Raw genomic sequence first — 26,806 nt, 5'->3', positions numbered from 1 at the left:
GCGCTCATGTATCTCACCTGACCTTGTTGGTTTTATCGAGAAGCAAAAACGCGCTCTAAACGATCCAGTGCTTCCTCAATCACTGCAGTCGGACAAGCCACATTCATACGAATAAAGCCTCGTCCCATTTCGCCAAACATGCTGCCACCTTCTAGAACCAAGTGCGCTTCATCAGCCAGTAGATTAAGCAAGTCGGCTTCTTCTAACCCAAACTCAGAGAAATCTAACCACGCCAGATAAGTCGCTTCAGGGACATAGAATTGGATTTTTGGAATGCGTTGCTTGATGAAAGACGCCATTAAAGCCAAATTCGTGTCGATGACGTTATTGACCTCTTCCACCCACTGCTCTTCTTCGTTGAATGCAGCAATTGTCGCGTCCAACGCAAACGGAGACATGCCTACCTTTCCTGTGTAGTTGTTCAATGTCTCCCTATGCGATGCGTTCTTGATAACCAAGTTCGTAATATGCAGTCCGGCGACGTTAAACGTTTTGTTTACCGCCGTTGCGATGATGGTATTTTCACTGTGTTCCAGGTTAAGGGCAGAGGTAAACGAGCTGTCTTTGCGAATCAAATCCGCGTGTATTTCGTCCGAGAAAAACAGCACATCGTTGTCTGCACAAATCTTGAGAAGAGACTGCGTGACTTCCTCAGACCAAATATTGCCCGTCGGGTTATGCGGGTTGCAGTAAATAAAGATCTTGTTGTTCGGGTCTTTGCACTTTTCTTCAAAGTCCACCAAATCGATGCTGTATTGATTGTTCTGATCTTTAATCAGATGGTTTCGCACGACTTCTCGGTTGGTCTCTTGAATCTGTAATTGGAACGGATAGTACACCGGAGGCTGAATAATGACGCCTTCCCCTTCTTTACTGAAGGCTCGAATCACATTACGAACCGCAGAAACGGTTCCGGCACTGTACACAATCCAATCCTGCTCAATCGACATATTATGACGTCGGCCATACCAATTGATGACGCTGTCATAATAAGGTTCAGTCTGTTGCGTATAACCCAAAGTGCCTTGCATCGCTCGGTTAGTCAGTGCGCGAGTAATTGCTGGTGCGCACTCAAAATCCATATCCGCTACCCAAAGGGAAATGGTGTCATCGTAATAATTTACCCCTAAAAAATCTTTAACTATCTGGTGGTTTGTCTTGGCAGCAAAGCTGTTTTTTCGATCTAACGTTGTGGTGAAATTATAAGAATTCGTGGTCATGAAGTTGGTACCTTTAGCGCTTAAAAATGAGAGAAGCGAAGAAATGCAATGGGATAACTTGAGTCTAATCTAGCGGCCATCGTTGATTAAAACTCTGACTCTCCGCAAAAAACAGCAACGTTTTCAAGTTGGTGAAACTGCCCAACTCGGTATCTTTGTCACTTTGAATCACGGAGCGTTTAACCGCAGCCTCAACGCTCAATTTATAGCCGCCGTGAAATATCAAAAACAAATCATATCGCTAGCAAAATAATGTTGTTATTTATTCAACATCATACATAAATTGCCATCCAAATCTTGAACGTGATCACACCAAATTTAGCGGTTTTTGAGGCGTTTTTAGACTTTCCGTCGTATAATTTTTAGTCAAGAAGCCTCCTAGAGCTTCGAACAAAGAAAGCAGCCAACTGGAAGTCTATTTAACGCTCAGCACTTGCGTCAGAAAGTTTGAAGACACATTGATAAAAATACAAATACTGACTGTAGGACAAACACTTAGACACCATCTGCACTGCAATAACTATAAACAGAGGTGCTTTTATAGTTAGAAGGAACACCAAAACATGGAACGCGATACATTTGGAATTTGCCTGAATAAGGCCATGCTGTCAGAGAATATGTATTCAACGTTTACACACGTCAGGGCTTATGAAAAGAGTGATACTAGCTCCGCCGATCTTAAGGTGCTGCTGTCATTCCCACAGATGAGTGGTAAAGACTTGCTGAATACGATGCGAGGTTCTCGTCAGCTTGAGTGGAGAGCAGAATTTCACTGCCCTTCCATGAAGTGAAACAGTAGAAAATACGTAATAACGCTGCGCCCAACTAAGCCCCACTTAATTGGGCGCAACATTTCTCCAACAATTCTTTCATCCAATCACTTAACACTTTCTAATGAATACTTTATATTAGAGCTAATACTCTAAAGCAAAGTAGCCACTATGAAACAAACCGGAAAGTTCTGGATTTTGGGCCTTCTCAGCAGCTCGATTTCTCTTGCCTGCCACTCGGCTCCCATCACATTCGATGATGCATGGAAAGTGTTGTTAGAAAACAACTATTCCCTTAAAGCGCAACGTGCCAACGTAGAAAGTTATGAATACCAACAAAGCGCGACAGATAACCTCAACTTACCGCAAGTAAGCATCGGCGCAAACTACACGCGTTTAGATACGGACGTCACCTTGTCTGGACAGCAAATTCTCGATAGCACTGGGCAACACATTAGCGTGCCACCTGTTTTCCAACCTATTTTTAGTGCGCTTGCGAATACCACATCGACGATCACTGAACGTGACATCTTCTCCTCTTCCATTCGTGCTATTTGGCCAATCTTTACTGGTGGTCGAATCAATGCCGCTCAATCAGCAGCAGAAGGTAAAACGGACGAAGCAAAAAGCCAGCTCGCGATGGAGCAACAAGCTCGCTTCGAAGACCTGTCCAAGTACTACTTCTCCGTTGTCCTAGCAAAAGAAGTATTAGCAACACGACAAGCGGTAGAAAAAGGCTTAACCAAACACCGCGACTTTGCGATTAAGATGGAAGAACAAGGCCAAATCGCCCGTGTTGAACGCCTTCAAGCCGAAGCCTCATTAGACAAAGCCAAAGTCGAAACACGCAAAGCCGCCAGTGACCTGAGTATTGCCCAAGCGGCTTTGGGCAAGATCTTAGCGCAGAACGATTCTGTAGAACCTTCAGAAACGCTGTTTATCAACAATAACCTGCCGCCGTTGAACGCGTTTGTTGATCAAACACTGCTGACCTACCCGGGCTTAGATTTGTTGGATGCCAAACACAAACAAGCATCAAGCTTAATCAAAGCTGAAAAAGGCAAATACTACCCAGAAGTTTACCTATACGGTGATTACAGCCTGTATGAAGATGACTCTCTGGCCAGCCAAATGAAGCCAGATTGGTTAGTTGGCGTCGGTGTAAACATCCCGCTGATCGAATCCACTGGTCGCAGCGAAAAAGTAAAAGCGGCGCAAAGCATGGTCACGCAAGTCGATGCGCTAAAATCACAAGCGAAGCAAGACTTGTCACTTCTGGTTCAAAAGACGTATCTAGAAGCGCAACAAGCCATTGATGAAGTGCAAGGTCTAGAATCGAGTATCGCCCTTGCGGACGAGAACCTACGCTTGCGCGAAAAAGCCTTCACTCAGGGCTTATCGTCATCTTTGGATGTGGTCGACGCACAACTGTATGTCGCCAGCGTAGAAACACAGCAATCAGCAGCACGTTTCCGTTATCTGATTTCTTTAACCAAACTATTAGCACTGAGCAGCGAAATGAACAGCTTCGCTCAATACCAACATACTGCTTACGTTCCAGCATCAGCATCCAAAGAGGCAAAATAAGTCATGGCAGCAAAATCTCTAAAACCCGCTCTACTATCACTTTGCGCTTTGGGTGTCGCTTCTTGGGTTGGTTACCAGTTCTACCAAGCGTATCAACCAGAACCAGCACGTTTACAAGGATTGATTGAAGCGCAGCAATACAGCATCTCTTCTAAAGTCCCAGGGCGTATTGATGAAGTCATGGTTCGCAAAGGTGATGATGTCGAAAAGGGTCAGTTGATCTTTACCCTTCACAGCCCAGAAATCGAAGCAAAATTGGAACAAGCCAAGGCGGGTGAAAAAGCCGCAGGCGCACTGGCATTAGAAGCAGAAAAAGGCGCACGTGAGCAACAAATTCAAGCCGCAAAAGACCAATGGTTGAAAGCGAAAGCGGCGGCAGATTTGATGGAAAAAACCTACCAACGTGTCAACAACCTTTATAAAGATGGCGTAGTCGCAGAGCAAAAACGCGATGAAGCGATGACGCAGTGGCAAGCTTCGAAATACACCGAAAGCGCAGCATTCCAAATGTACAACATGGCGAAAGAAGGTGCGCGTAGCGAAACCAAAGTCGCTGCAGCAGAGAAAGCCCGCATGGCGGCCGGCGCAGTAGCGGAAGTAGAAGCGTACGCAAAAGACACGCAAATCTTTAGCTGGTTTGATGGTGAAGTCTCTCAAGTTCTACTGCAAAGCGGCGAACTCGCACCACAAGGCTTCCCGGTTGTGACGGTTATTGATACTCAAGATTCTTGGGCAACACTGAACGTACGCGAAGATTTGCTCAAACACTTCACCAAAGGCACGACCTTTAAAGCTTACCTACCAGCGCTGGATAAAGACATTGAATTTAAAGTGACTCACGTTGCTGTAATGGGTGATTTTGCTACATGGCGCGCAACAGATGCATCAAAAGGTTTTGATCTTCGTACATTCGAAGTGGAAGCTCGCCCTACCCAACCAGAGCCTGAGTTGCGCATGGGCATGAGTGTTGTGGTTGAGCTGTAATCGCGTTGGCTTAAGACTATGACGATTCAAATCTCACAACGACAAATCCTACGGCGCGATAAATGGTTATTATCTTGCCTGACATGGGTGCCGATCTTATTGGCCGTCACTATTTGGGGTGTTTTCTCTGCAGGTATTGCAAGAGATCTCCCGATTGGTGTGGTTGATTTGCAGCACTCACAATTGTCACGCAAGATGATTCAATCTCTTGATGCCTCTTCCACTCTTTCTGTTGATTATCACTACACCAGTTCGACAGAAGCGAAGAACGCGATGATCGAGGGTGATATCTACGCTTATGCTGTGATTCCCCCTCAATTCGACCAAGACATTCTTTTGCATCGACAACCGCAGTTATCGGTCTTCTTTAACAGCCAATACATTTTGGTTGCCAAGTTGATTAACTCAGCGGTCGCGCAGTCTCAAGGGTATTTTGATGCGCAGCTAGAAACCATGGGTAACCTAGCAAAAGGCAACACCACAACACTTGCAGCTATTGGTCAAGCCGTGCCGATTTCCACCCAGATTACAGCCTTGTTTAACCGCAACACCAACTACGCTCAGTTTTTGGTAACAGCGATTGTTCCGGCGATCTGGCAGATCTGTGTCGTGGTCAGCACCATTTTGATCCTCGCAGCGCATTTTCGTCTTTATGGAAATGGCAACAACAGCTTCGCGTTCTTAGGCGATCGCCCTTTCACTCGACTAAGCAAAATTCTAAGCCAGTACATTCCTGTCTTTATGGCACAAGGCGCGCTGTTCTTAGTCTGGTTCTACATGGTGCTTGATTGGCCGATGGAAGGCAGTTATCTGGTGATGCTATTAGCGCAGTTCGTAACGACTATCGCATGCATCATCATGGGGGCATTGTTCTTCTTCCTATCGATGGACCCAGCTCGCGCGATGAGCTTTGCTGGCGCATTTACCGCGCCAAGCTTTGCATTTATGGGGATAACCTTCCCGGTTTCTGACATGAACGCGTTAGCGCAAGCATGGCGAGGATTATTGCCGATTACGCATTACATCGAAGTTCAAGTGGATCAAGCAAGCTATGGTGCAAGTGCGGCACAATCTATTGGCTCACTCTGGCCGATGGTTGGGTACATTATCCCGCTACTGATGACGGCGGCTTTATTGGCAAAACATCGCAACACTGCTTTGCTAAATAGCGCGTCCTCAACAGATAGCAAACAGGAGGCTGTATGACACTGTGGCAACTGATTAAAACAGAACTTCGCTCAGTGATGACCAATCCTGTCGTGGTACTGACTGTCTTTGGTGGCGTGGTGTTTTACTCCTTCTTGTACCCGCTTCCTTACGCGCAACAAACACCGAGAGAACAGCCGATTGCGATTGTGAATCTCGATGGAAGCCAAACCAGCTTGAAGCTTGAGCGCATGGTCGACGCGACGCCTCAGGTTAAAGTCGTGACGCGTTTACACACGATTGCCGATGCAAAACAAGCATTCTTAAATCGTGAAATCACTGGCTTCTTGGTAATTCCAGAACACTTCTACAAAGACTTGATGCTTGGCAGCAGCCCTACTCTGGCTTATGCCGCTGACGCTTCTTACTTCTTGGTTTACGGCACCGTGGTAGAAGGCTTGGCAACAGCAGGCGGTACGCTTGGTGCTCAAGTTAAAATAAGCAAGATGGTGATCGATGGCGTGCCACTAAGTATGGCGAGTCATGATTACTCCGCGATTAAGCTGAACATGAAGCCAACCTTCAACCCAACCATGGGCTACATCGAATACGTGGTGCCAGCGGTGTTTGTTCTGATCCTTCAACAAACATTGATCATGGCAGTCGGCTTGCAAACGGGTACACAACGTCATGGTCGCGGTTATTGGTCACAGGTGCCAACGGGCGCTCTGCTACTTGCCAGAACCTTGGTCTTCGTTGCTATCTACTACCTACTTAGTGCCTACTACTTTGGCTTCAGTTTTGAACGCTTGAACGTCAACCACGTTGCCAACGCAGGTGAACTACTCACCTTGTTATTACCGTTCTTGCTTGGCTGTTGTGGTTTAGGTTTGTGGCTCGGTTACTTGCTACCAAGGCGCGAGCTGGTGACATTGGTCGTGCTGGTTAGCTCAATGCCATTAATCTTCTTAGCAGGCTTTATTTGGCCAGTTGAGTCGATCCCTGCCCCACTACTTTGGTTTGCAGACTTAAGCCCAAGCACGTGGGCAATCAAAGGCTTTTTAGCACTCAACCAAATGGGCGCAACGTGGCAACAAGTCGCTAAACACTGGACCGCTCTTTGGGTACTGACGGTACTTTGGGGCGGCGTTGCCTACTGGATTGCCAAACGCAATACCAAACCAGTAGTAACAGAAAGCTTAGGTTAACGGCTGTTTATCCAATTAAGAAAGGGGTTCTCGTGGCTTAGTTGAGCTGAAGAGTCGCTAGCTCGTTTTTGGACAAAAATAACTTAGAGCAATCACTTAATTTAGCAATTACTGAATTAGCTCAGGTATTGAATACCCCAATAAATAGATTGCGAGTTAGATATTGCCCTATCTATCTAGAGCTAGGGCAATATCTAATTGTAAGGCGATAAATTAATCGTATGTGTAGGCTAAGTTGCACAAGACTTCTGTAGGCTGACGCTCGCTTCTATGTCGACCAAAGCCAAACATTCTTCCTTTTTCAGAAATAAGGTGCAGATTTTTTCTAGCTCTAGAACCTATCACGTATAGCAGTTTCTTTGAACTTTCTACGGAAGAATCATTGAAATTTGGCACTAAACCTTGTAACAGACCAAAAGAGATGACGACATCATATTCACCACCTTTTACCCCATGTATCGTTGACACTTTAATACCAGTTCTAGGTTTAAATGCTCTGCGAAATGCCTCTATATCTGTAGCAAATAGTGCACTTTCGTTCCTCAGCCGTTCAATTCGATTTTGTGAACTATTAAAGAATGAATCATGATGTTCCTTTAACATTGGATATAGTGCAAAGTCTATTCCCAGAGCATGTAGTAATTCATCAAAAAATGAACGTAGATAAGTCAAACCATCATCTTCATCTATTGAAATAGAGTTGATGGTTTTAAGTAGCTGTTTTGAGGTTATCGAGTTGACATCTACCTGTGCAAGTTCCATGTCAAATAAGATATCAGATGCCCACCGAAGACGCTTAACATACATGTTCGGTGATGGCTCTGTTAGAATGATTTGAGTCAGCTTAAACCAAAAGTTATCAATATCTCTTGAGAATGGAACTAGACCCGGACCATCAAAGCTATATTGCGGTAATCGGTTTACTAAGTTACGGGTTAGCGCAGCCAAGTGCATCCACCAAGGTGCTATAACACAAATCTCTTTTTCCAAGATACCCAAATTCTCAACACTATGCTCAATATGCCTACTAACTTGCTCAACTAAATAATCCTTATGAGTAACCTGATCATAAGTAATAATACTCAGATGGTCTTTATGCTTACCTTCAGCAACAGTTGCGCTAGGAATCACATTATAATTGCTGTAGTAATCAATAATCCTGCTTGAGCTTCTATAATTCTTATCTAAAGCCATTGATGTAAATGATACTTCGGTTATTTGCTCAAGTTCCTGTTGTGTTATTGCGTACCCCCCGAGTGAGCCGTAAATAGCTTGATTTGGGTCTCCAACAATGAACGTTTTTACACCACCTCGGCTAGCTTTTATAACGCTAGCAACAATTGAATACTGTATCTCTTTGGTGTCTTGGTACTCATCAATAAGAACATTCGAGAATAGATTAGCTACTATCTTAGCGATCGCTGAATTATTAGACAGTATCTCATAAGAGAAATATAGAATCTGCTCAAAATCGATCTGACTATTTTCTTCAAGATGAAGGTGATAGTCACCTAATACCTGCCTAACTAGTGAAGTCTTATTTCCTGCGCAAGTCAGCTCTAAGCCCCTTGGTGTGTAGTAATGACTACACTCTCCATAATGAATACGTTCGGTACGTATGTTAGAACATATTCGGGAAATTATTTCTTCAGAGTCATAAGAGTTGATTATTTTAAATCCGTGCTTCAGCTTGTCATGGTATAGACTGTATGGCTTCAATATCCACTCTAAACAAAATGCGTGAATTGTACCTATCCACAGTTGTGATGTATCTACCCCAAGAGTTTCAATGCGCTCACGTATCTCATCAGCAGCTCTATGCGTATAAGTAATAGCAATGACCCATTTGTTGATAGTGTCTAACCTCGAAAGCTCAAGAGCAATTTTGTAGGTAAGAGTTCGAGTTTTACCACTTCCCGGACATGCTACCAAAAACACATTATTCGGCTCACTAATCGCCGCTACTTGCTCATCGTTTAGGTCTTCCTCATCCCACACAAACATGATCAGATCCTTTCTAAAATGTCATTGTTTTCAGTAGGCAGGTCGTTAATCAGTTGAGCCTTTAGAACATTTATATTGCCATCTAATGGGTTAAAAGCTTCCCATTTAGGAGTAAATGTTGCTAAGCCACTTTCATATGGGGCCAAGTATGCTTCCCACTCTTGTTTTAGGCTAACGTCGCCTTCTTCATCTAAACGCTCAATTATGTCTAGACCATATTTGACATGTTCAATAACTGATTCGTAACGGTGTTTGAGTATTTTGAAAGTGAGTTCTGCATTGAAGTCACCATGCGCAAACTTGATAGCATCGAAAATGTACTCAGGAATAGCTACTTTAAAGTCAATCACTTTACTAAGCGTAAGGGCAAACCAACCTTTACCTTGATAGTTCGCCATTTTTAATGCTCTTGAGCCTGAGATAGCAATATCAGTAGAAGATAGCTCTGTTGTAGCAGCATTCACAGTAGCCGGCTTGGTGTACACATCTCTGACAATTCTCTCGAGGTAATCGCTGTTGGATGATTGTATGAAATCAACCTCAAAAGTATGTTTTGCATAAAAAATCGAAATCCAAGGGTTATTTTGACAGAAATCATCAAGTCTTCCTTTACGAGCAAAGCCAGTTTCTTTAGAGCCGAGGGCTTTTTCTTTCTTCTTTTTATCTGCGTCACTATCTGTAGGATAAATAGTAGTATCAAAGAAGGTGTCATCTAGATCTGTGATAATGCTGCAACGTTTTTTGATTCTTTCATTGTCAAATAACATTGCAATATTCTCGAAGCCAGTGCTCCGAATATTAACTAAACTGATACCAATTTCGTCTAAACTTAAACCTAGTACCTTTTTCAGTAGAATAGGAATAAGAATCTCTTCAGCATCACCCTCGACTAGCACGACACTTCGTGCGAATAGTAAGTTGCTTCGTATCGCATCTAGATATCGTTGTACAAAGCCAATTTGTTCATCACAAAGCCCCGATGACGGCTGAAATACCTCACAAACACCATTGACAAGACCAATGATGTTCATGTTGTTGATATTACTTACTTCTGAAATATGTGAAGAGTGGGTTGAATAGATAATCTGAGTGTTTTCGTAGTTAATGTTGTCGAAAAGCGACTTTTGAATATGAGTATGTATGTGTGCTTCAGGTTCTTCAATCAACAAGAAATTTGCAATTGATTGGTTAGCCTTTTGGTACTTGAACTCTAGTAGCTTCAATGTGAGATACAGCAAGTTTGCACCGCCTAAGCTCATTTCATGGATAGCACCTTCATAACCATCACTAGACTCAGAGACAAAAAGCTTTAATGACTGGAAAAGTTGGTCTGACTCATCAGTCAAACTTGATCGAATAGAGATTGAATTGGGAGAATATGTATCGCCGACCGTATCTCCTACCGTAGTTACAATATCATCACGAATTGCACAGATGTCAGGTAGCCCTTCAATTTCATTGTTCAGTGTTCCAATTAGATCTGCAATAGGTTGGAAATCAGACTGAGTAATATCACCCGATTTACTTTTTAGTAGAGTGAGCAGAGGATTGGTTCTATTACTATTAAAGTCCGATACTACATCTCTTAGTGCCTTGATGAAGGTAAACGAAACTTCATTGGGCATATTAAGGATATTTGGTAAGCGTATACCAACAGCTGGATTATTTAACGCAGTAGGAAAATCTACCCTTTCAAAGTCACCAACTATGCTCTTGTAGACACTGGGATCATTAAAATTAGCGACACTTTTGCCTGTTAGGACGGTTTCATAGTCATCGATAGTTATAGTACCCAAGTAGCTTTCTAATGCGGCTAGCTCCCCTATTGGGAGTTGTGCTAAAGCCTGTCTAACGTACGCCTTAGGCCTAAAAATAAGATTGTACGTTGCTCTAGAGACAACTTCATCTTCCGCATTTCCAACACCATGGAGGAATAAAGACTGACTGGCTTCATCACCAGCAATATCATCAAACTCAAGACTAATGATAATCCAATGACCACGCCAGTCGCCAAGTGCTCTACAAAAATCACCTTCTGCTAATTTCGTCGCGAAGCGAGGCATTGAGCTATCAAGCAGCAATCTCATCGCTCGGAATAAGTTAGTCTTACCAGACCCGTTCTCACCAATTATTGTGTTTATTCCCTTATTAAACAGAAGCTTAACATTATTAAAGTTTCTATAGTTGACTAAGGATAGTTTGGTAATGTGCATATGGCCTCAATAATCATTTTATACTCAAATGATTTTATATTGTTGAGGTCTAATTTAAAACAAAATCAGCATGTTCGAGTTGAATGGTAACGAACTTTTCATAAGGTTCATATTGCACGTGCACTTCGTACATTGTCCTAGATAAGGTTGTAGTGAGTTGGTAAATTTGATCACATAGTTAGATTAGAAAAAATAAGTCAAATGAAGCCTTGGTGATGTATGTGTTGAATCGGTCGAAACAAGGAAAGGGGCAGATTTGTGTTACATGTTCCTTCGCCTCATCCATGGACAAAACATTTCAGTGGCTTTACTACATGAGCGTCTAAAAAATTACTTTAGGTCTTTAGAACCTCCACCGTAGTGGCTAACTCCATTCAGCTACTACGGACATTTTGGATACACCTTCGTCTTAAACGCTCCATGTGCTATTCTGATTTTTTAAATCTTTAGTTTTAGAGATTTGCTCATGAGCTGTCACAGAATGAGCAAGAGCTACAACGCACTTTAGAAAGAGTTAGGATACCTACATCCCCTTCAGCTCGACTAATTTTATCTCCAGCTCTTCTTTGGCTATATCACTTTGTAATAGTTCACCAACAATAGATAAACGGCGATGAAGTGAGTCTCGAAGTCGTTGACAATGAGCATATTTATCACGGTCTGAGATCTTGTTATCAAAGGCATCGACCTGCCAATTTATCCTGATCCCGCCAGACAGCCACATCGGAGCTCGCTCTTGGTGCAACGTGTCGCAAAGAATAAAAACGATGTCAGGTTGAAAAGCTGTTCGCTCTTCCCAAGAGTGCGAGTAATTGTGAGGTACGGGCATCGAATGGTCTTCTAAAAACTGCTTGACCACAGGATCGATAGAGCCAACCGGATGAGATCCACCACTCGCTACTTTTATTGCTGGTGACCACAGTTGGGTCGCAATGGATTCAGCAATCACGCTTCGTCCAGCATTGTGTTTACAAATAAAAAGAACTTTATCCATATTCATTCCCTCACCAATATTCATCATCCGCGCGCTATCCAAAATGCCCTTGCAAGTAGCCTTTGGTTAGCTCATGTTCCGGATGTTTAAAAATGTGTTCTGTCGGGTTAACTTCAATTAATTTACCTAAATGAAAGTAAGCCGTTCTCTGGGATACACGCCTCGCTTGCTGCATTGAGTGCGTCACAATGCCAATAGCGTAATTTTCTCTCAGCTCTAGGATTAATTTCTCGATAATAGAGGTAGCAATCGGATCCAGTGCTGAGCATGGTTCATCCATTAATATCACTTCCGGGCTGATAGATATCGCGCGAGCAATACAAAGGCGCTGTTGTTGCCCGCCGGATAAGCCAGTCGCAGGCGAATCTAACCTTGAGGACACCTCATTCCAAAGCCCAGCCTTTTGCAATGACGCCTTTACCACATCATCGAGCTCAGATTTTGTATCCACCAAGCCGTGCAGTTTAGGACCATAAGCAATGTTGTCATAAATTGATTTTGGGAAAGGGTTCGGTTTCTGAAAAACCATTCCCACTCTGGCTCTAAGTTCTTCTGGCTCTAGAAAGAAAATATCGTTGCCATCTAGCGTCATATTACCGGTCACTTGGCACGTGGGTATGGTGTCGTTCATACGGTTGAGGCAACGTAAGAAAGTGGATTTACCGCAGCCAGAGGGACCGACCATCGCGAGCACTTCTTGCTGTCCCAAATCTAAACTTACATCGAAAAGCGCTTGGGTACCTGAATAGTACACATTGAGGTTGCTGGCGGTCATACTCGGATTGGCAGATTGATAAGCGCCAATGGTTTGGTACGTATCAAAAGCATCCTTAATACTTTTTGAATTCGATAAGTTTAGAGGCTCAAATGTATTCCCTTCCATCATCACCACCTCCTTTCTAGCTTTTTACGTAAATAAAGCGCTACGCCATTCATCAAAAATAAAAAAAACAACAAAACTATGATGGCTGCGGACGTAAGTTCAGCGAAGCCTCTTTCTGGGTTCTCTGACCAAAGAAAAATTTGAACGGGTAAAGCGGTTGCCGCATCAAGAAAACCTTGCGGAATGTCTACGATAAAGGCAACCATACCAATCATTAGCAGTGGCGCAGTTTCACCAAGAGCTTGTGCCATGCCAATAATGGAGCCGGTAAACATTCCAGGAAGGGCAAGAGGTACAACATGATGAAACACAACTTGAGTTTTGGAAGCCCCCATCGCCAATGCGCCATCGCGGATTGATGGAGGTACAGATTTCAGAGAAGCTCGGCTCGAGATAATAATGGTAGGCAGCGTCATCAATGTAAGTACTAAGCCCCCGACTAATGGTGTAGATCGAGGGAGGCCTAAAACATTGAGGAAAATAGCAAGCCCCAGTAATCCAAAAACAATAGAGGGAACAGCTGCTAGGTTATTGATGTTAATTTCAATAATGTCAGTCAGTTTGTTTTTCGGCGCAAATTCTTCTAAGTAGATGGCTGCCCCAACGCCTATCGGAAAGCTCAGAGTTAATGCAGTAATGATGGTGAATGTTGAACCCATGAATGCGCCAGCAATACCCGCGACTTCAGGGTTCCTACTATCCCCATTGTTGAAGAAGTACCAATTGAAACTTGTTCGAATACGGTCTTGAGCTTCCAGTTGTGCATACCAACTTTTCTCACGGTCAGAAAAGAGACTGTCGTTCATGGTGGTTTTGCGCTTAGTATATTGATTAACAGCATCTCCCGCTGGCAGCCACAAAGTTAGCTGCGTAGTTCTCGCCTGAGCTTTGTTTATTGCTTCCTTTAGAAGATACTCGGACTCAGGTGAAAGAAATTGGTAGAGTTTTCTCCGCTCAGAGCGTGTTTGTGCAGATCTGAATTCACTGCGGAGTGCATCCCTAAGTAGCTGTCTTGGCGAGTCTAACCTTGCTTCCTCATTAATTTGAAAGGTCATTTTTATCTCGGTTGTTTTCAAAGCACCGATACCCGTTGAGAAAATGGCAATGAACAAGATAATTAGGAATGACAGTGCAGAGAAAATCGAAATAACGCCATAAAGTCTAAACCGCCTTTCCGATTTTCGCCGTTGTTTTAACGAGTGACGGACTCGCCTGGTTTTGTCCTGAGACAACTTTAATAAAGGATCATTCATATTGCTCTCGATACTTCTTCACAATGCGTAAAGCTGCAACGTTCAAACATAAAGTGACTAAGAATAACGTTAAACCTAGTGCGAACGCGGCGAGTGTTTTAACGCTATCGAATTCTTGATCGCCCACCAATAAGGTGACAATCTGAACCGTGATTGTCGTGACGGACTCCAGAGGATTAGCAGTGAGGTTGGCAGCCAAACCAGCAGCCATCACTACAATCATAGTCTCCCCAATCGCCCTTGACACTGCGAGAAGTAGCCCACCAACAATCCCAGGTAAAGCGGCGGGTAAAACAACTTTTTTAATCGTTTCGGAATGGGTCGCTCCCATTGCTAATGATGCGTCTCGAAGGCTTTGGGGAACGGCTCTTATCACGTCATCAGACAGGGAGGACACGAAGGGAATTATCATTACTCCCATTACAACCCCTGCGGCCAAAGCGCTCTCAGACGAGGCGGATTGACTACCAAGTGATTCAGCCATATTGCGGATAGCGGGCGCTAAAAAGAGTGCAGCAAAGAAGCCGTAAACAACGGTTGGTATGCCCGCAAGAATTTCCATCATGGGCTTAATTATGTTTCTCGCTTTTTCTGGTGCATATTCTGCGAGATAAATAGCACTAAATAGCCCCACAGGGGCAGCAACAGACATTGCAATAACCGTGATGAGTAACGTCCCCATAAATAGAGGTATTGCCCCAAAAGACCCACTAGCGCCTTGCTGGTCTTCTCGAATGGCTATTTGTGGTGACCAATGTGTGCCGAAAAGAAACTCATTGATAGGGACTTGAGAAAAGAAAAGAATGGACTCATACAAAACGGACAACACAATACCAATCGTCGTTAATATTGCGATAGTGGAACTTGCTGCAAGAAGGAACCGAATTGTTTTCTCGACATGAGGCCGCGCTCTGAATCCTGCTTTTATTTTGTAAAGCGCTATTATCGATGTGGACACGATGAGCAGTATTGCGCTCCAAATTTTAATCGTCGTACTGAGTTCATTCAGCGCTCGATAGTAAGCATGGGTTTCAGTTAACTGAGTTTGATAGTTCGCATCGGCGCTTGTTTGTGTGTCGAGAGCTTGAATTTTGGCGTAAAGCAGGTCCCTCGTCGTCCCGGTCTCCGAGATTGGAATGAGCGAAGTAAAATGTTCAAGAGTAAGATGACGAACAAGCCAAGGCTCACTGATTTGCCAGAATAGCATGAAGACGAACACAGGGAGCACTGTCATCCACATTGCGTACCAACCGTAGTAATTTGGCAATGAATGTAGGTAACGTGCTCCTCCTAAATTCTGTGCAACTTTGAGTGCTTTCCATCTCGCAAACAGAAAGCTCAAAGCTGCACACAGCAGAACGACAAAGAAAATGTACATAGCTCTACAAATTTGGCGTTAGATTTTTGGCATCATTACGGACTTGTTCCCACTCCTTGAGAGGCAAAGAAATCAGCCCTCGGTCAGCTAAATAACCGTCTTCACCAATTGCATCTTCTTGCGTAAATGCATTCACATATTCTGCAATGCCAGGGATAACTCCCACATGTGCTTTTTTCACATAAAAGAATAGTGAGCGGGATACTGGATACGAACCGTCGCCAATGGCTTCAAACGTGGGAGCAACGCCATTAATCTTTGCACCTTGCACTTTATCTTGATTTTGGTCTAAAAAGCTAAAGCCAAAGATACCAAAAGCGGCTGGATTGCTAGATAGTTTTTGCACGATTAGGTTGTCATTTTCACCCGCTTCAACAAAAACGCCGTCTTCCCTAATACCGTGACACGCGGCTTTATATTGAGCCTTGTTTGATTTGCTCATCGCCTTCATGACAGGGTTGGTATCACACCCCGCTTCCATGACTAATTCGACAAACGCGTCTCGAGTACCTGATGTTGGCGGAGGTCCCAAAACTTCGATTTTAACATCGGGTAAGCTGATGTTAACTTGCTTCCAAGTTGAGTAAGGGTTCGGCTTTAACTCACCGTTTTCATCGGGCAGAACTTTTGCTAGAGCCATGTATATGTCTTTGATGGAAACATTCAACTGAGAAGATTTGACCGAGTTGGCAAACGCGATACCGTCGTAGCCAATCTTTACTTCGACAATATCTTTAACACCGTTCTTTGCACACAGTTCTATTTCCGAGGACTTTATCTTTCGAGATGCGTTGGTGATATCTGGTGAGTTTTCACCAACACCAGCACAGAACAACTTTAGACCACCACCGGAGCCCGTTGACTCAATTTTCGGTACTGCAAAGTCAGTGGATTTCCCGAATCGTTCAGCCACAACGGTAGCAAACGGGTAAACCGTCGATGAGCCTACAATGCTGATTTGATCTCGAGCGTGGGTATGATGTGATGCAAGCACTAACCCTGCCGCAAGTAGTGAACCTAACTTAAACATACGCATGTCAATCTCCTTATTGAGCGTTCTGCTACTAAAATAGTCTTGGGAGATTGATGTTGCCAAAGATGGTAACCAAAAATTCATAAACCAGAAGAGAAAAGCCACGTTGGATCTCATCTCGCATACGCAACTTTTAACTGGATGATTAGGAGGCGACGTAAAGCTCTGTTGAGCAGTATTACTTTCTTATGAAGAGCGTTCGAAATTAGGTTTATCCCAAAGCAAAAAATAACGTCCTGATATGCTCACGTTGTGGTTGCGTAATGTCATCGTGCTCAAATGAAACAGTAATTTCATCAAGCAGTCAGGGGGATGCAACAATGTCGCTTCATCATTGGATTGTACAAACTTCTTGTACTCCATGTCAGTTCTTAGCAATATTGCTTTCGCGCCTTAATTGGCGCTTTTTTCTTACATGTGCACAGGGCTTTGTTTGCTTTTAACTAGTTTCTCCAGTGAGTATTTTGTTTGTTTTCCCAGCGCGACATTTAGCATCGCTGCGGATGTTTCTTGATCTCCGCCAAAAGCTTTTGTGATGGCACCACAAACCTTATTCGCAGAATATCTCTCTCCAACCATCCACCTTATCCAAAAATATTCAGCACTCTCAGAATCTAAGAGTGTCTCTTCGCCTAACATAAATGTCTTCACTGAGCACTATCCCTATTTATTATTACCTAGCTTACTTACCTTAGATTATATGAACCTTTTTTGTCATAAATATTCACCTTATGTGATTTTGCATTGAACGTTACAGGGGTAACTACTTACTAGCTTCATCATGACAACATTCGCCTCGACAGAGATGTTTAAATGATATCGAAAATCTAACCACACAGATTTAGCTCTAAACATGCGGTAAAGGTCACCAAAATAGAGATATTTAAGATCACGTTCGAAGTTGCTCTGGCTCACTTTGGGTCACTTTCGAGGTATAAAGCGCCACGAGTGGCAATTCAGCCAGTGAAGCTTTTGGACATAGACGTGTCAGTGACTTTGCTAAATTAGCATTTGACGGATAATTTGTGGTATTGCAACACCTCGTACCGCTCAGCCAAATCAACCCATCCACAACTAACCAGTTTTTCCATACTTAATTGAAGATGTATACATGCTTCTAGGATATGTATACGTCCTCAAAAACCATCCTCGATATACTTGTTTTCGTTCTAACGTTCTTTGATGTGGAGAGATGGTCATGCTTACAAAATACCTTGCAGATATGATGACAAAAGGCGGTCAATCACCAGTATTTGAAACGCCTGCGCAGTATGGTTTGAACTATAAAGATGTGACCTTTCAGGCGGAAGATGGTGTGACATTGTCTGGCTGGTTGATCGAAGGTTCATCAGACAAGGTCATCATACAGTCACATTTTGGGGTTCAATGTAGCCGTGCTGGTTTCACTCCTGAAGGTAAAGGGCTCATCAAACTCTATAAGCAGAATATTTCATTTTTGCGCCAAGCAAAGCACCTCGTAGAACAAGGTTACAGCGTTCTAATGTACGATCTGCGGAATCATGGCAACAGCGGTCAAGGAACCAATCCATACATTGCATGGGGATCTGAGGAAGCGAAAGACGTTCTCGCTGCGGTGAATTTTATCTCCACTCACCCTCAGTACAAAGAGAGTCAGATTGGGCTACTTAGCATCTGCATGGGCACCAGTTCGACTTCCTTTGCTTATGGTTTAGACAATGGCTTACAAAACTACCCAAACATCAAAGCGCTCATTTCCGTTCAGCCGCTTCGTTATGTTGATTACATGAGCGCAATGGGCGTTCCCAACTTCTTAGCTAAGCGCTTAAATCAATACAACATCAAGCGTGGTGGTGCTGACCTTTCTGGGTCTTTTTTCGAACACGTTTCGAAGATCAAGGTGCCAACCCTAGTTATCCAAAACAAGAATGATCCTTGGACGAAACTTGAGCAAGTGGACGAATACTACCAACTGCTTGGGGGCAAAAAAGAGTTGTTGATGTTGGATTTAGCAAAAAATAGAGCGGCTGCTTATGACTGGTTAGGGGAGTCACCAGAGTCACTAAGCGCATTCTTCAACAAATACATGTAAGCCTCAGCAACTGAACCTAATTTTTATAGACTCAAAGTGGAAAGAGATATGAATAATTCGAAAGTGATTTTCATTACCGGTGCATCCTCTGGTATGGGCAAAGACACCGCGATGGACCTAATTAAGCAAGGCTACATTGTCTATTGCGCGGCTCGTCGTGTTGAAGAGATGGATGACCTCAAGCAAGCAGGTGGTCACGTTCTTCAACTGGATATATCAAACGAACAAGACATCACACGCTGTGTAAATCAGGTCATTGAAGAACAAGGTCGCATTGACGTGTTATGGAACAATGCCGGCTACGGTTTATATGGCTCAGTCGAAGAGACGAGCCTAGATGATGCAAGGTATCAGTTCGAGGTGAATGTTTTTGGGCTTGCTCGTCTAACTCAATTGGTGACTCCTTATATGCGAGAGGCGAAATCAGGCACCATCATCAATACCTCTTCGATTGGCGGGAAAATCTATGCGCCTATGGGGGCTTGGTATCACGCAAGTAAACACGCCATTGAGGGCTTTAGTGACTGTTTAAGACTAGAATTAGAACCTAAAGGTATTAATGTTGTGGTCTTGGAACCAGGAGCAATTAAGACTGAGTTCCCTGAGGTAATGTCAAAACAGGTATTAGGAAATTCTGGTAACGGCCCATACCAAGATTTAGCAAAGCGAGTGGCTAACTTAAGCCTGAAAGAATCAGGTAAAGATGGGGCTGGCTCCCCGACTTCGGTGATTTCAAAGGTGATTCAAGAGATCATCAACAACCCAAAACCTAAAACACGTTACGCAGCGGGCAAGTTCTCCACCACAACCTTGTTGATGAGACGCTTCCTTAGCGATAGAGCGTTTGATCGAATCATCGATTTTATGGTTCGCTAACTTTAACTTTTTACCACTCACGATTGGAGGCTGCCATGCCTATCTTTAGTTCTCAAGCGTTACTTGCTGCTAGTATGTCAGTCAGTGCGTTGCTTGGTTCAAAATCGGTTCATACCGAAGTCATCATCCCTAGTACACCGGAAAAGGTATGGCAAGTACTCACAGATATTGAGCGCTATAGCGAGTGGAATCCTGCGATTACCCTAGTGGAAGGTGAGCTTAAAGAAGGTAATAAAGTAACCTATCGCTTTCAAGAAACCGATACCAAAGCCGCGAATATCTCTTCAGAAGTCATTGAGATTTCCCCTCATCGCCATCTTAACCACAAAGGTGGGATTTGGGGTATCATCACTTTTGACCAGCACTACTATCTAGAGCCGCACGAGCTTGGGACTAAGTTTATTATTCACGAGGATTATACTGGGGTGTACGTGAATTTTTGGGATGAGTCACACACCCAGAAGCAGTATCAAAATATGGCGGATGTGCTACAGAGTCGCGTGTTAGATTTATACCCTAATGAGTAAAGTTGCAGGTCATTTATGTCAAACATCATCAATATAAATACTATCGCCCAAATCCACAAAGCACTTGGTCTAGCAGCACCTATGCATCCACTTATCTCCTTAATTCAAATTGATGAGCGGATCACTAAGTATGACTATGGTGACGCAACTTACGTTTATGACTTCTATCAAATAGCGTTTAAGTCTGGGATTACTGGTGACATCACCTACGGTCGAAATCATTATGATTATGACCAAGGCAGTATGGTATTTACCAAACCAGGGCAAGCTCAGCACTATAGCAACACTGGTGAAACTGATAACGAGCAAGGTTGGGTATTGCTGTTTCACCCAGACTTAATCCGCCGCTCAGGGCTGGCAAGTCAGATGGAGAGCTACTCGTTTTTTTCTTACGATACCAATGAAGCATTGCACGTATCAGAGCGAGAAAAGGCTATCTTGAGTGACCTAGTCAATCAGATTGAAGAAGAGTATAGCCAGAACATAGATAAACATACGCAACGCCTAATCGTTTCCAATATTGAACTGATTCTAAATTACTGCACTCGTTACTATGAGCGCCAGTTCCTTGTGCGCCAAAATCATAACCTCGATTTGATGGAACGTGTCGACAGCATACTGAAGCAATATTTTGAATCAGAAAGCCCGCTTGAAAATGGCTTACCAACGGTGAAATACCTTAGTGAAGCGATGTGTATGTCTAGTAGTTACCTTAGCGATATGATGAAAAATGCAACGGGTCGCAACGCTCAACAATATATTCAAGATCAGCTGATCGATAGGATAAAAAATGCTCTGCTGAGCACTAATGAGCAAGTGAGTCAGATTGCTTATGGGCTAGGCTTCGAATACCCGCAGCACCTATCGAAACTGTTTAAAGCGAAAACAGGATTGACCCCAATTGAGTATAGAAAGTCGGTTAATTAAGGCGTTGAAACACATAATGGGGCAAGAACGGTTTAGATCAACAGAACTAAACCGTTTCTATCAGGTTTAAAAAGAGTCTTCAAACCATAAATCGTACGATGATCCTATCTAACGAAAGCTTGGAATAATCGCTGGAATTCCCGGTAATAGACCAACCAATGCCATTACGCTTGTTAACACAACAAACATGATGCCAGGCAACACCCAACGGCTCATTTTACTGAGTTCCCCACTACGTTCTTTACAGCCGACTAAGCCTAAGTTATCTAGCAGCATAGTGAGCGACCAACCAAACGCAGGGTTAACAAGCGCTGAAGAAAATACAACAATCGCCGCCGATTGTGTGGTCTTCCCTTCACGCGTCATTTCCATTCCTGCTTCGAGTAAAGGAACAAATACCCCAACAATGAGCGCAACACAAAGTACTGGTTGCCAGATCGCTAAATCCATTGGGTAACCCCAAACAGCGGCGATAATACAGAACAGTGCTGTTAACAAAGCACCAGCAGGAATTGGACGTTTAGCGATAGCCGCCGGAACGATGTAAGTCCCCCACGAAGACGTAAAGTTAGTACCACCGAGCAGAGAACCGAACGTCTGACGAATGGAAGCGGTAGTCATGGTATCGTCGATGTTCATATGCACTTTTTCTGTACGTTCTGGATAGCTGATTTTTTGAAAGACCTGATGTCCTAAGAAGTCTGGTGACCACATAGCCACTGCTAAAATAGCAAAAGGCAGTACGACCATGAAGTGTTCAATCGTCGGTAAACCTAGCATCCAACCTGTGTCTTCCCCCCACCAATACATAGGGTTCATATTGGGTAAGCCGGGCTCGGTTTGAAAAGAAAACGGAGCGCCCATAGCAAAAGCTAAGGTACCGCCTAGCAAGCAACTAAGAGGGACTGCTAGCCAACGCTTGCGAAAGTGTTCCAGTAATGCGTATAAAATAATGGTGCAAAAGATCACGACAAAAGCGATGTGGCTCATCCCTATTCCCTCTGCCCAAGCGAACAGTTTTTTCACTTGGGAGACGGTTCCAACAAAGCCAAGGTAGAGTAATAAGCCGCCACACACGCCTTTACTGGTGAGATTTGCCAGCATGCTACCACCTTTACTGATGGCTAACAGTATGCCAAAAGCGCCAATCAGCAGACCAAAGGCCATTGGGTGCCCGCCTGCTGCAACGACGATAGGAATTAATGGAATGAGTGGGCCGTGTGTACCCGCTAGGTTTGCGGTCGGCAGTAGAAAGCCTGAAAAAAGAATTATGAAAACAGAGGCGATAAGTAGTTCATAACGAACATTTTCTAAAATAAAGCCTTCGTTCAACCCTAGAGCACCGGCAAAGGTTGCTGCGATGGCTCCCACCATAACGACTTTACCAATGGTCGCGGCCATCGCTGGAATGGTGTCTTCTACCTCGAATCGATAGTCTTTAAACGGCAAATTGGGACGCCAACGTTTAGGCGCCATGATTTGCAACTCGTGCTCTAAATATTGTTCTCGGGACTCAAATTCCGAGCTAGGTTTATGCTGTTGTTCATAAGTGAGTTCATCCTCACTGGCTTTAGGCTTATCTGTTCCAATATGTACGGACTCTAAAGTGCTGCTCATTGTGATTCCTTTCGTTCACACTCTAAGGTGTGTTTTTCCAACCAACGTTGTTTACTCACTAAACGAAGATTAAGCGAGTCGCTGTCTATAAATTCTCTGCTACGAGAACTCGATGACTGATCTTTATGAACTCTTAGAATTCAGTTGCTAGTACCTTATACCAAACGAAAAAATACAAATAGTCTCAGGTAGTTAGACATTAGTCGTAGGGTTCGGGCTAATGGTATGAGCGTTGTGGTGGGATTTGATAGAACTAGCCTAAGGGCTTTGGCGAGAGCGAACGAAAGGTGTGGAAGCGTGGTGAGCCAACAGCAACAGAAAGCTTGGGTTAGCGGCTTTTTATCCAATAAAGAAAGGGGCTCACGTAGCCCCTTTTAGTCTGTTGATTCATTTATCGCAATTAGTCTAACAGCGCATCAACTGGATAACATTTTTCGAAACACTCGCTGCTTCAATGTCTTCCAGCGCACCAGCAACAAACCAATGGCGATTAGGATATAGATGGCTGGCTCTGCCACCTCAGACTTCACCGACCAATAGAAATGAATCGGCGCCAGTATCGCGGCCAAGTAAACCCAGTTATGCAGCTTTTGCCATTTAGGCCCCATCTTGCGTTGAATGGATTGAGTCGAAGTCACCGTCAGAAGTAATAAGATGACCCATACTGCCGCACCAACGGTCAAATAAGGGCGTTTGACGATTTCAGAGGCAAGTAAACTCCAATCCAACCCTAAATCAAGCACCGCAAACGCAACCAAATGAAGCACCGCCCAGAAAAAACTGTAAAGCCCGAGTAGTCTCCTAACTCGAACTAACAACCCCTGCTTGGTCCAACGCGCAAGCGGAGAAACCAACAAGGTAATAAACAGCGTATTCAGCGCGCTAATGCCCGTGTAATGGATAATCCCTTGAACAGGATCGCCACCTAAGTTGTCGGTATTAATCGCAATAACCAGCAGACCTAAAAAGCCTAAAGAGACAAGATGGATAAGGATCTTAAGCGCAATGATGTGTTTTGGCGTCAGCTTTCTCAATAGAACTTCCTCAGGTCCATATTCTTATAGAGATGTGCCACCTCTTCCTCGTAGCCGTTGAACATCAATGTTGGCTGCCTGCGAGTACTAAGCACGCTGCCCTCACCGATGAAACGCTCGCTTGCTTGGCTCCAGCGTGGGTGGTCGACGTTTGGGTTCACATTCGCGTAAAAGCCGTACTCATTCGGCGCTAAACGATTCCACGTTGTTGGCGGCTCTCGGTCGGTTAAACGAATTCGAACAATAGACTTGATGCTTTTGAAGCCGTACTTCCACGGCACAACTAAGCGAAGTGGCGCACCGTTTTGTGGTGCCAGCGTCTTACCGTATAACCCCACAGAAATCAGCGCGAGCGGATTCATTGCCTCATCAAGACGAAGCCCTTCGACGTACGGATATTCAATACTGCTAAAGGAGCCTTGGGCCGGGAACTGTTTCGGATCGTAGAGGGTTTCAAAAGCAACGTATTTCGCGCTACTTTTGGGATCCGCCATTTTGATGATGTCCGCTAAAGGAAAACCAATCCAAGGAATGTTCATAGACCACGCTTCCACACAACGTAAGCGATAGATTCGCTCTTCTAGCGTGAACTTGTTAAAGATGTCATCGTAGTCGAGCTTAATTGGGTTATTCACCAAGCCGTCGACCTCAACCGTCCATGGGTCAGACACAAATTCAGAAGAGTTTTTCGCAGGATCAGACTTATCGGTACCAAACTCATAGAAGTTATTGTATTTCAGAACCTTACTTTCAGGGGTAAGGGAAAGATCCGCTTGATACTGCTGTGGCTTAGTCACACTAAGGTCAATTCGATTATCTGAGACTGGCTTTTCCTTTGACGAGAAGATGTCCAAAATACCCGCTTGTGCATTCGCAGCGAGTGGCATACCGACAACCGCAATGCCAAGCTTTTTCAATATCTCTCGACGCTCTTTATAGACGGACTCTGGCGTCGCTTCGTTTTCAGATAAAGCCCAGCGATGATTCTTCTTAATCCACATAATCTTCCCCGAATGTGTTCATACTTTAGTAAATAGCGAACTGGTAATACGTTGATTAAGACAGACCGTAGCAATGGCAGTTCTATTTCATAGAAAACGAAAAACCGATATGCATGCGAGTTAACGCTTTTCATCGATGTCTGCTAGGAGGCTATGTTCGTTAGTAAGGAAACCTTATTCGCTAGGAAATCATGTCACCTGTTTTGGTTTGTTCGCATCTTTATCTAAGGTTTGAAGAATCAGGCATACACCAATCAATCCAACGCCAATCCAACCAGAGATAGCAATCTTCTCCCCAACAACCCAAACCGCCAGCACCGCCGCAACAACCGGTTCAAACAACGTGAGAAGGTTGGCACTGCTAACATCAACGTACCTTAATCCATAACCATACGCGAGATAACCCAAACACATTGGAACGATCGCCATATAGACTGAAACAGAAGCGTTCGTGATACCGGTGAATAGGTTCTCTCCGGTAAACACTAAGCTAGGTAATAACAACAGAGCACCACCAGCAAAGATACTACCTAACGCCGCTTGCGATTTGATTCCGCTATCAATCATTCGCTTAGCGACCCACGAATAAATGGCGTAACTTAACCCCGCGATGAGCCCCAAAACGATGCCCAAAAGATAAGAGGCTTGGTCTGATTCAACCGCCCCACCCGATTTCGCCATGACTAACATCATGATGCCCACCAGACCAAATGCGAAGCTCACCCACCATTGAACAGAAACGTGCTTACCTTTGCTAAAAAGACACTCTATTAAAACAGTAAAGAAAGGCGCGCTGGCAATCGAGATAACGGTACCAACGGCAACACCAGAAAGCTTCATCGACGTGTAAAACGCTAAAGGATATACAGCTAATGCAACGCTGCTTATTGCTAACGCCAACTTAAACAGTAAAATCTGATGGAATTGATGACGGATGCTACGCCAAGATAACATTGCTTGAATCACGCCACCAACACCCATAGCAAAAGCGCCAATGGCTAACGGACTGACTTGATGAGCAAAACTCGCGGCTGTGCCTGTCGTTCCCCACAGCAAAGAAGCGAACAAGATCGCCAGTGCGCCCGCTTGATATTGGCTCGTCGATTGAATCGCCACAGATGACATGCTTTATTTCTCTATACTGATTTTCAATAGAGAAAAGGATACGTTGATTAACAAGGCATAACTTTGCAGAAAGGACGCAACAATCGTTTAATGAGACGTTATTGACGGGCTAACTCGCGTGGCGATAAACCAAAGTGGATTGAAAAGCGACGACTGAACGCAGATAAATCGGTGTACCCGACTCGCTCGGCAATCAGTTGGACTGGCAAGTCGGTATGTGTTAGCAAAGCTTTGGCTTTTTCCATTCGTAACTCAGTAATGTACTGCAACGTGCTGACGCCAAGACTTTCTTTAAATCGCTTCTTAAATTGAGTCGGACTCAAAAAAGCGATCTTAGCCAGCTCATGGATAGACAAAGCCGTATCTATGTTTTCAGCAATATGGCTTTGTACTGCTCGAATCCTTGGGTCAACAGGCTTTACGTGAGTCTGCTGCTCTAAAAGCATCGAGAACACATTCAAAATCGAGCTCTCTAGCCCACTATCAACTCGGTGCTGTAATTGTTTCTCTACAAAATGAAGATAGCTTAACAGTGGCGGAGTAACAGAAAACACAGCCAATTGTTCCGTAAGAAAGTGCTCTGGCAAAACGTCCAAGTCCGCGACAATAAAACGCGCCACTTCATCAGCTTTAAATCCATGCTCAGTGCCAGCAGGAATCACGACACACTCACCAACGGTGACTTTACCGACAAAGTTTGTCATCTCAATCGCAATATTGCCGTGGATTGGCAACACCAATTGATGATAATCCCCGTGTGAATGGCTCTGTAATTGCTTGGTATAAGCTCGAATACTGAGGCTATTTTTCATATCAGATTAGCTAACGAATACGCTTATTTTCAGAAAGATACGTTGAGTATAACCAGTCGAACACACAACACAAACACACCGACTGATTTGGATTATTAACCAAATCTAAAAACTGATTTAGGGATTAGCCCTCTTATCATTAA

23 protein-coding genes are annotated in these 26,806 nt (G+C 43.9%); 9 read left to right on the top strand and 14 right to left on the bottom strand.

Features of this window, described 5'->3' with window-relative positions:
• Nucleotides 1–32: 32 nt before the first annotated feature.
• Nucleotides 33–1,220 carry a MalY/PatB family protein gene (locus VCHENC03_RS23495; RefSeq protein WP_009704366.1) on the bottom strand — a complete coding sequence of 396 codons (1,188 nt, stop codon included), beginning with the start codon at nt 1,218–1,220 and terminating at the stop codon, nt 33–35.
• Between the two features lie 563 nt (nt 1,221–1,783).
• Between VCHENC03_RS23495 and VCHENC03_RS0125275 the strand changes: the two genes are divergently transcribed.
• The 5 genes from VCHENC03_RS0125275 to VCHENC03_RS23515 all read left to right on the top strand — a co-directional run bounded on the left by VCHENC03_RS0125275 (nt 1,784) and on the right by VCHENC03_RS23515 (nt 6,915).
• Nucleotides 1,784–2,011 (top strand): hypothetical protein, encoded by a 228-nt coding sequence (locus VCHENC03_RS0125275; protein ID WP_012128083.1) that lies wholly within the window; start codon nt 1,784–1,786, stop codon nt 2,009–2,011.
• A 150-nt stretch (nt 2,012–2,161) separates the two neighbouring features.
• Complete coding sequence (locus VCHENC03_RS23500; RefSeq protein WP_009704363.1) at nt 2,162–3,577, top strand: TolC family protein; 1,416 nt, start codon at nt 2,162–2,164, stop codon at nt 3,575–3,577.
• Nucleotides 3,578–3,580: 3 nt separating this feature from the next.
• Nucleotides 3,581–4,561 carry an HlyD family secretion protein gene (locus tag VCHENC03_RS23505; protein ID WP_009704362.1) on the top strand — a complete coding sequence of 327 codons (981 nt, stop codon included), beginning with the start codon at nt 3,581–3,583 and terminating at the stop codon, nt 4,559–4,561.
• Between the two features lie 18 nt (nt 4,562–4,579).
• Nucleotides 4,580–5,767 carry an ABC transporter permease gene (locus VCHENC03_RS23510; RefSeq protein ID WP_032801982.1) on the top strand — a complete coding sequence of 396 codons (1,188 nt, stop codon included), beginning with the start codon at nt 4,580–4,582 and terminating at the stop codon, nt 5,765–5,767.
• Complete coding sequence (locus VCHENC03_RS23515) at nt 5,764–6,915, top strand: ABC transporter permease (protein WP_009704360.1); 1,152 nt, start codon at nt 5,764–5,766, stop codon at nt 6,913–6,915. The genes VCHENC03_RS23510 and VCHENC03_RS23515 overlap by 4 nt, the downstream gene beginning before the upstream one ends.
• Before the next feature lie 213 nt (nt 6,916–7,128).
• Here the strand turns inward: VCHENC03_RS23515 and VCHENC03_RS23520 are convergent, their stop codons facing one another.
• The 8 genes from VCHENC03_RS23520 to VCHENC03_RS0125270 all read right to left on the bottom strand — a co-directional run bounded on the left by VCHENC03_RS23520 (nt 7,129) and on the right by VCHENC03_RS0125270 (nt 17,324).
• Nucleotides 7,129–8,919: a UvrD-helicase domain-containing protein gene (locus tag VCHENC03_RS23520; RefSeq protein WP_009704359.1), complete on the bottom strand. Its 1,791-nt coding sequence runs from the start codon at nt 8,917–8,919 to the stop codon at nt 7,129–7,131.
• A gap of 2 nt (nt 8,920–8,921) precedes the next feature.
• Nucleotides 8,922–11,132, bottom strand: a complete 2,211-nt coding sequence (locus VCHENC03_RS23525) for an AAA family ATPase (RefSeq protein ID WP_009704358.1) — start codon at nt 11,130–11,132, stop codon at nt 8,922–8,924.
• 523 nt (nt 11,133–11,655) lie between these two features.
• The gene (locus VCHENC03_RS23530) at nt 11,656–12,126 is read right to left on the bottom strand and encodes an arsenate reductase/protein-tyrosine-phosphatase family protein (RefSeq protein WP_032802007.1); all 471 of its coding nucleotides are present in this window, start codon (nt 12,124–12,126) and stop codon (nt 11,656–11,658) included.
• Between the two features lie 34 nt (nt 12,127–12,160).
• Nucleotides 12,161–12,901 (bottom strand): phosphate ABC transporter ATP-binding protein PstB, encoded by a 741-nt coding sequence (gene pstB / locus VCHENC03_RS23535; RefSeq protein ID WP_009704356.1) that lies wholly within the window; start codon nt 12,899–12,901, stop codon nt 12,161–12,163.
• Nucleotides 12,902–13,011: 110 nt separating this feature from the next.
• Nucleotides 13,012–14,262, bottom strand: coding sequence for a phosphate ABC transporter permease PstA (gene pstA, locus VCHENC03_RS23540; protein WP_009704355.1), 1,251 nt, complete (start codon nt 14,260–14,262; stop codon nt 13,012–13,014).
• Nucleotides 14,255–15,640 carry a phosphate ABC transporter permease subunit PstC gene (gene pstC / locus VCHENC03_RS23545; RefSeq protein WP_009704354.1) on the bottom strand — a complete coding sequence of 462 codons (1,386 nt, stop codon included), beginning with the start codon at nt 15,638–15,640 and terminating at the stop codon, nt 14,255–14,257. The genes pstA and pstC overlap by 8 nt, the downstream gene beginning before the upstream one ends.
• Nucleotides 15,641–15,644: 4 nt before the next feature.
• Complete coding sequence (locus VCHENC03_RS23550) at nt 15,645–16,676, bottom strand: PstS family phosphate ABC transporter substrate-binding protein (RefSeq protein WP_009704353.1); 1,032 nt, start codon at nt 16,674–16,676, stop codon at nt 15,645–15,647.
• A gap of 408 nt (nt 16,677–17,084) precedes the next feature.
• Entirely contained in the window at nt 17,085–17,324 is a 240-nt protein-coding gene (locus VCHENC03_RS0125270) for a hypothetical protein (RefSeq protein ID WP_157620998.1), read from the bottom strand.
• 547 nt (nt 17,325–17,871) lie between these two features.
• Between VCHENC03_RS0125270 and VCHENC03_RS23555 the strand changes: the two genes are divergently transcribed.
• From VCHENC03_RS23555 to VCHENC03_RS23570, 4 genes are read left to right on the top strand one after another with little or no spacing between them, the layout of a single operon-like run.
• Nucleotides 17,872–18,744: an alpha/beta hydrolase gene (locus VCHENC03_RS23555; RefSeq protein ID WP_009704351.1), complete on the top strand. Its 873-nt coding sequence runs from the start codon at nt 17,872–17,874 to the stop codon at nt 18,742–18,744.
• A 48-nt stretch (nt 18,745–18,792) separates the two neighbouring features.
• Nucleotides 18,793–19,620, top strand: coding sequence for an oxidoreductase (locus VCHENC03_RS23560; RefSeq protein WP_005442842.1), 828 nt, complete (start codon nt 18,793–18,795; stop codon nt 19,618–19,620).
• 35 nt (nt 19,621–19,655) lie between these two features.
• Nucleotides 19,656–20,147, top strand: coding sequence for an SRPBCC domain-containing protein (locus VCHENC03_RS23565; protein WP_009704350.1), 492 nt, complete (start codon nt 19,656–19,658; stop codon nt 20,145–20,147).
• Between the two features lie 15 nt (nt 20,148–20,162).
• Entirely contained in the window at nt 20,163–21,074 is a 912-nt protein-coding gene (locus VCHENC03_RS23570; RefSeq protein ID WP_005442845.1) for a helix-turn-helix domain-containing protein, read from the top strand.
• Between the two features lie 108 nt (nt 21,075–21,182).
• Here VCHENC03_RS23570 and VCHENC03_RS23575 read toward each other — a convergent pair whose 3' ends face one another.
• The 5 genes from VCHENC03_RS23575 to VCHENC03_RS23595 all read right to left on the bottom strand — a co-directional run bounded on the left by VCHENC03_RS23575 (nt 21,183) and on the right by VCHENC03_RS23595 (nt 26,663).
• The gene (locus VCHENC03_RS23575; protein WP_009704349.1) at nt 21,183–22,691 is read right to left on the bottom strand and encodes a DUF3360 domain-containing protein; all 1,509 of its coding nucleotides are present in this window, start codon (nt 22,689–22,691) and stop codon (nt 21,183–21,185) included.
• 416 nt (nt 22,692–23,107) lie between these two features.
• Entirely contained in the window at nt 23,108–23,725 is a 618-nt protein-coding gene (gene msrQ, locus VCHENC03_RS23580) for a protein-methionine-sulfoxide reductase heme-binding subunit MsrQ (RefSeq protein ID WP_009704348.1), read from the bottom strand.
• Nucleotides 23,722–24,726, bottom strand: coding sequence for a protein-methionine-sulfoxide reductase catalytic subunit MsrP (gene msrP / locus VCHENC03_RS23585; protein ID WP_009704347.1), 1,005 nt, complete (start codon nt 24,724–24,726; stop codon nt 23,722–23,724). The genes msrQ and msrP overlap by 4 nt, the downstream gene beginning before the upstream one ends.
• 189 nt (nt 24,727–24,915) lie before the next feature.
• Nucleotides 24,916–25,851 carry a DMT family transporter gene (locus VCHENC03_RS23590; protein ID WP_009704346.1) on the bottom strand — a complete coding sequence of 312 codons (936 nt, stop codon included), beginning with the start codon at nt 25,849–25,851 and terminating at the stop codon, nt 24,916–24,918.
• 98 nt (nt 25,852–25,949) lie between these two features.
• Nucleotides 25,950–26,663 carry a helix-turn-helix domain-containing protein gene (locus tag VCHENC03_RS23595; RefSeq protein WP_032801977.1) on the bottom strand — a complete coding sequence of 238 codons (714 nt, stop codon included), beginning with the start codon at nt 26,661–26,663 and terminating at the stop codon, nt 25,950–25,952.
• Nucleotides 26,664–26,806 lie beyond the last annotated feature (143 nt).

This window comes from Vibrio sp. HENC-03 (genome assembly GCF_000305755.2).
Taxonomy (GTDB): domain Bacteria; phylum Pseudomonadota; class Gammaproteobacteria; order Enterobacterales; family Vibrionaceae; genus Vibrio; species Vibrio owensii.
This window is presented reverse-complemented; position numbering and strand designations above follow the sequence as displayed.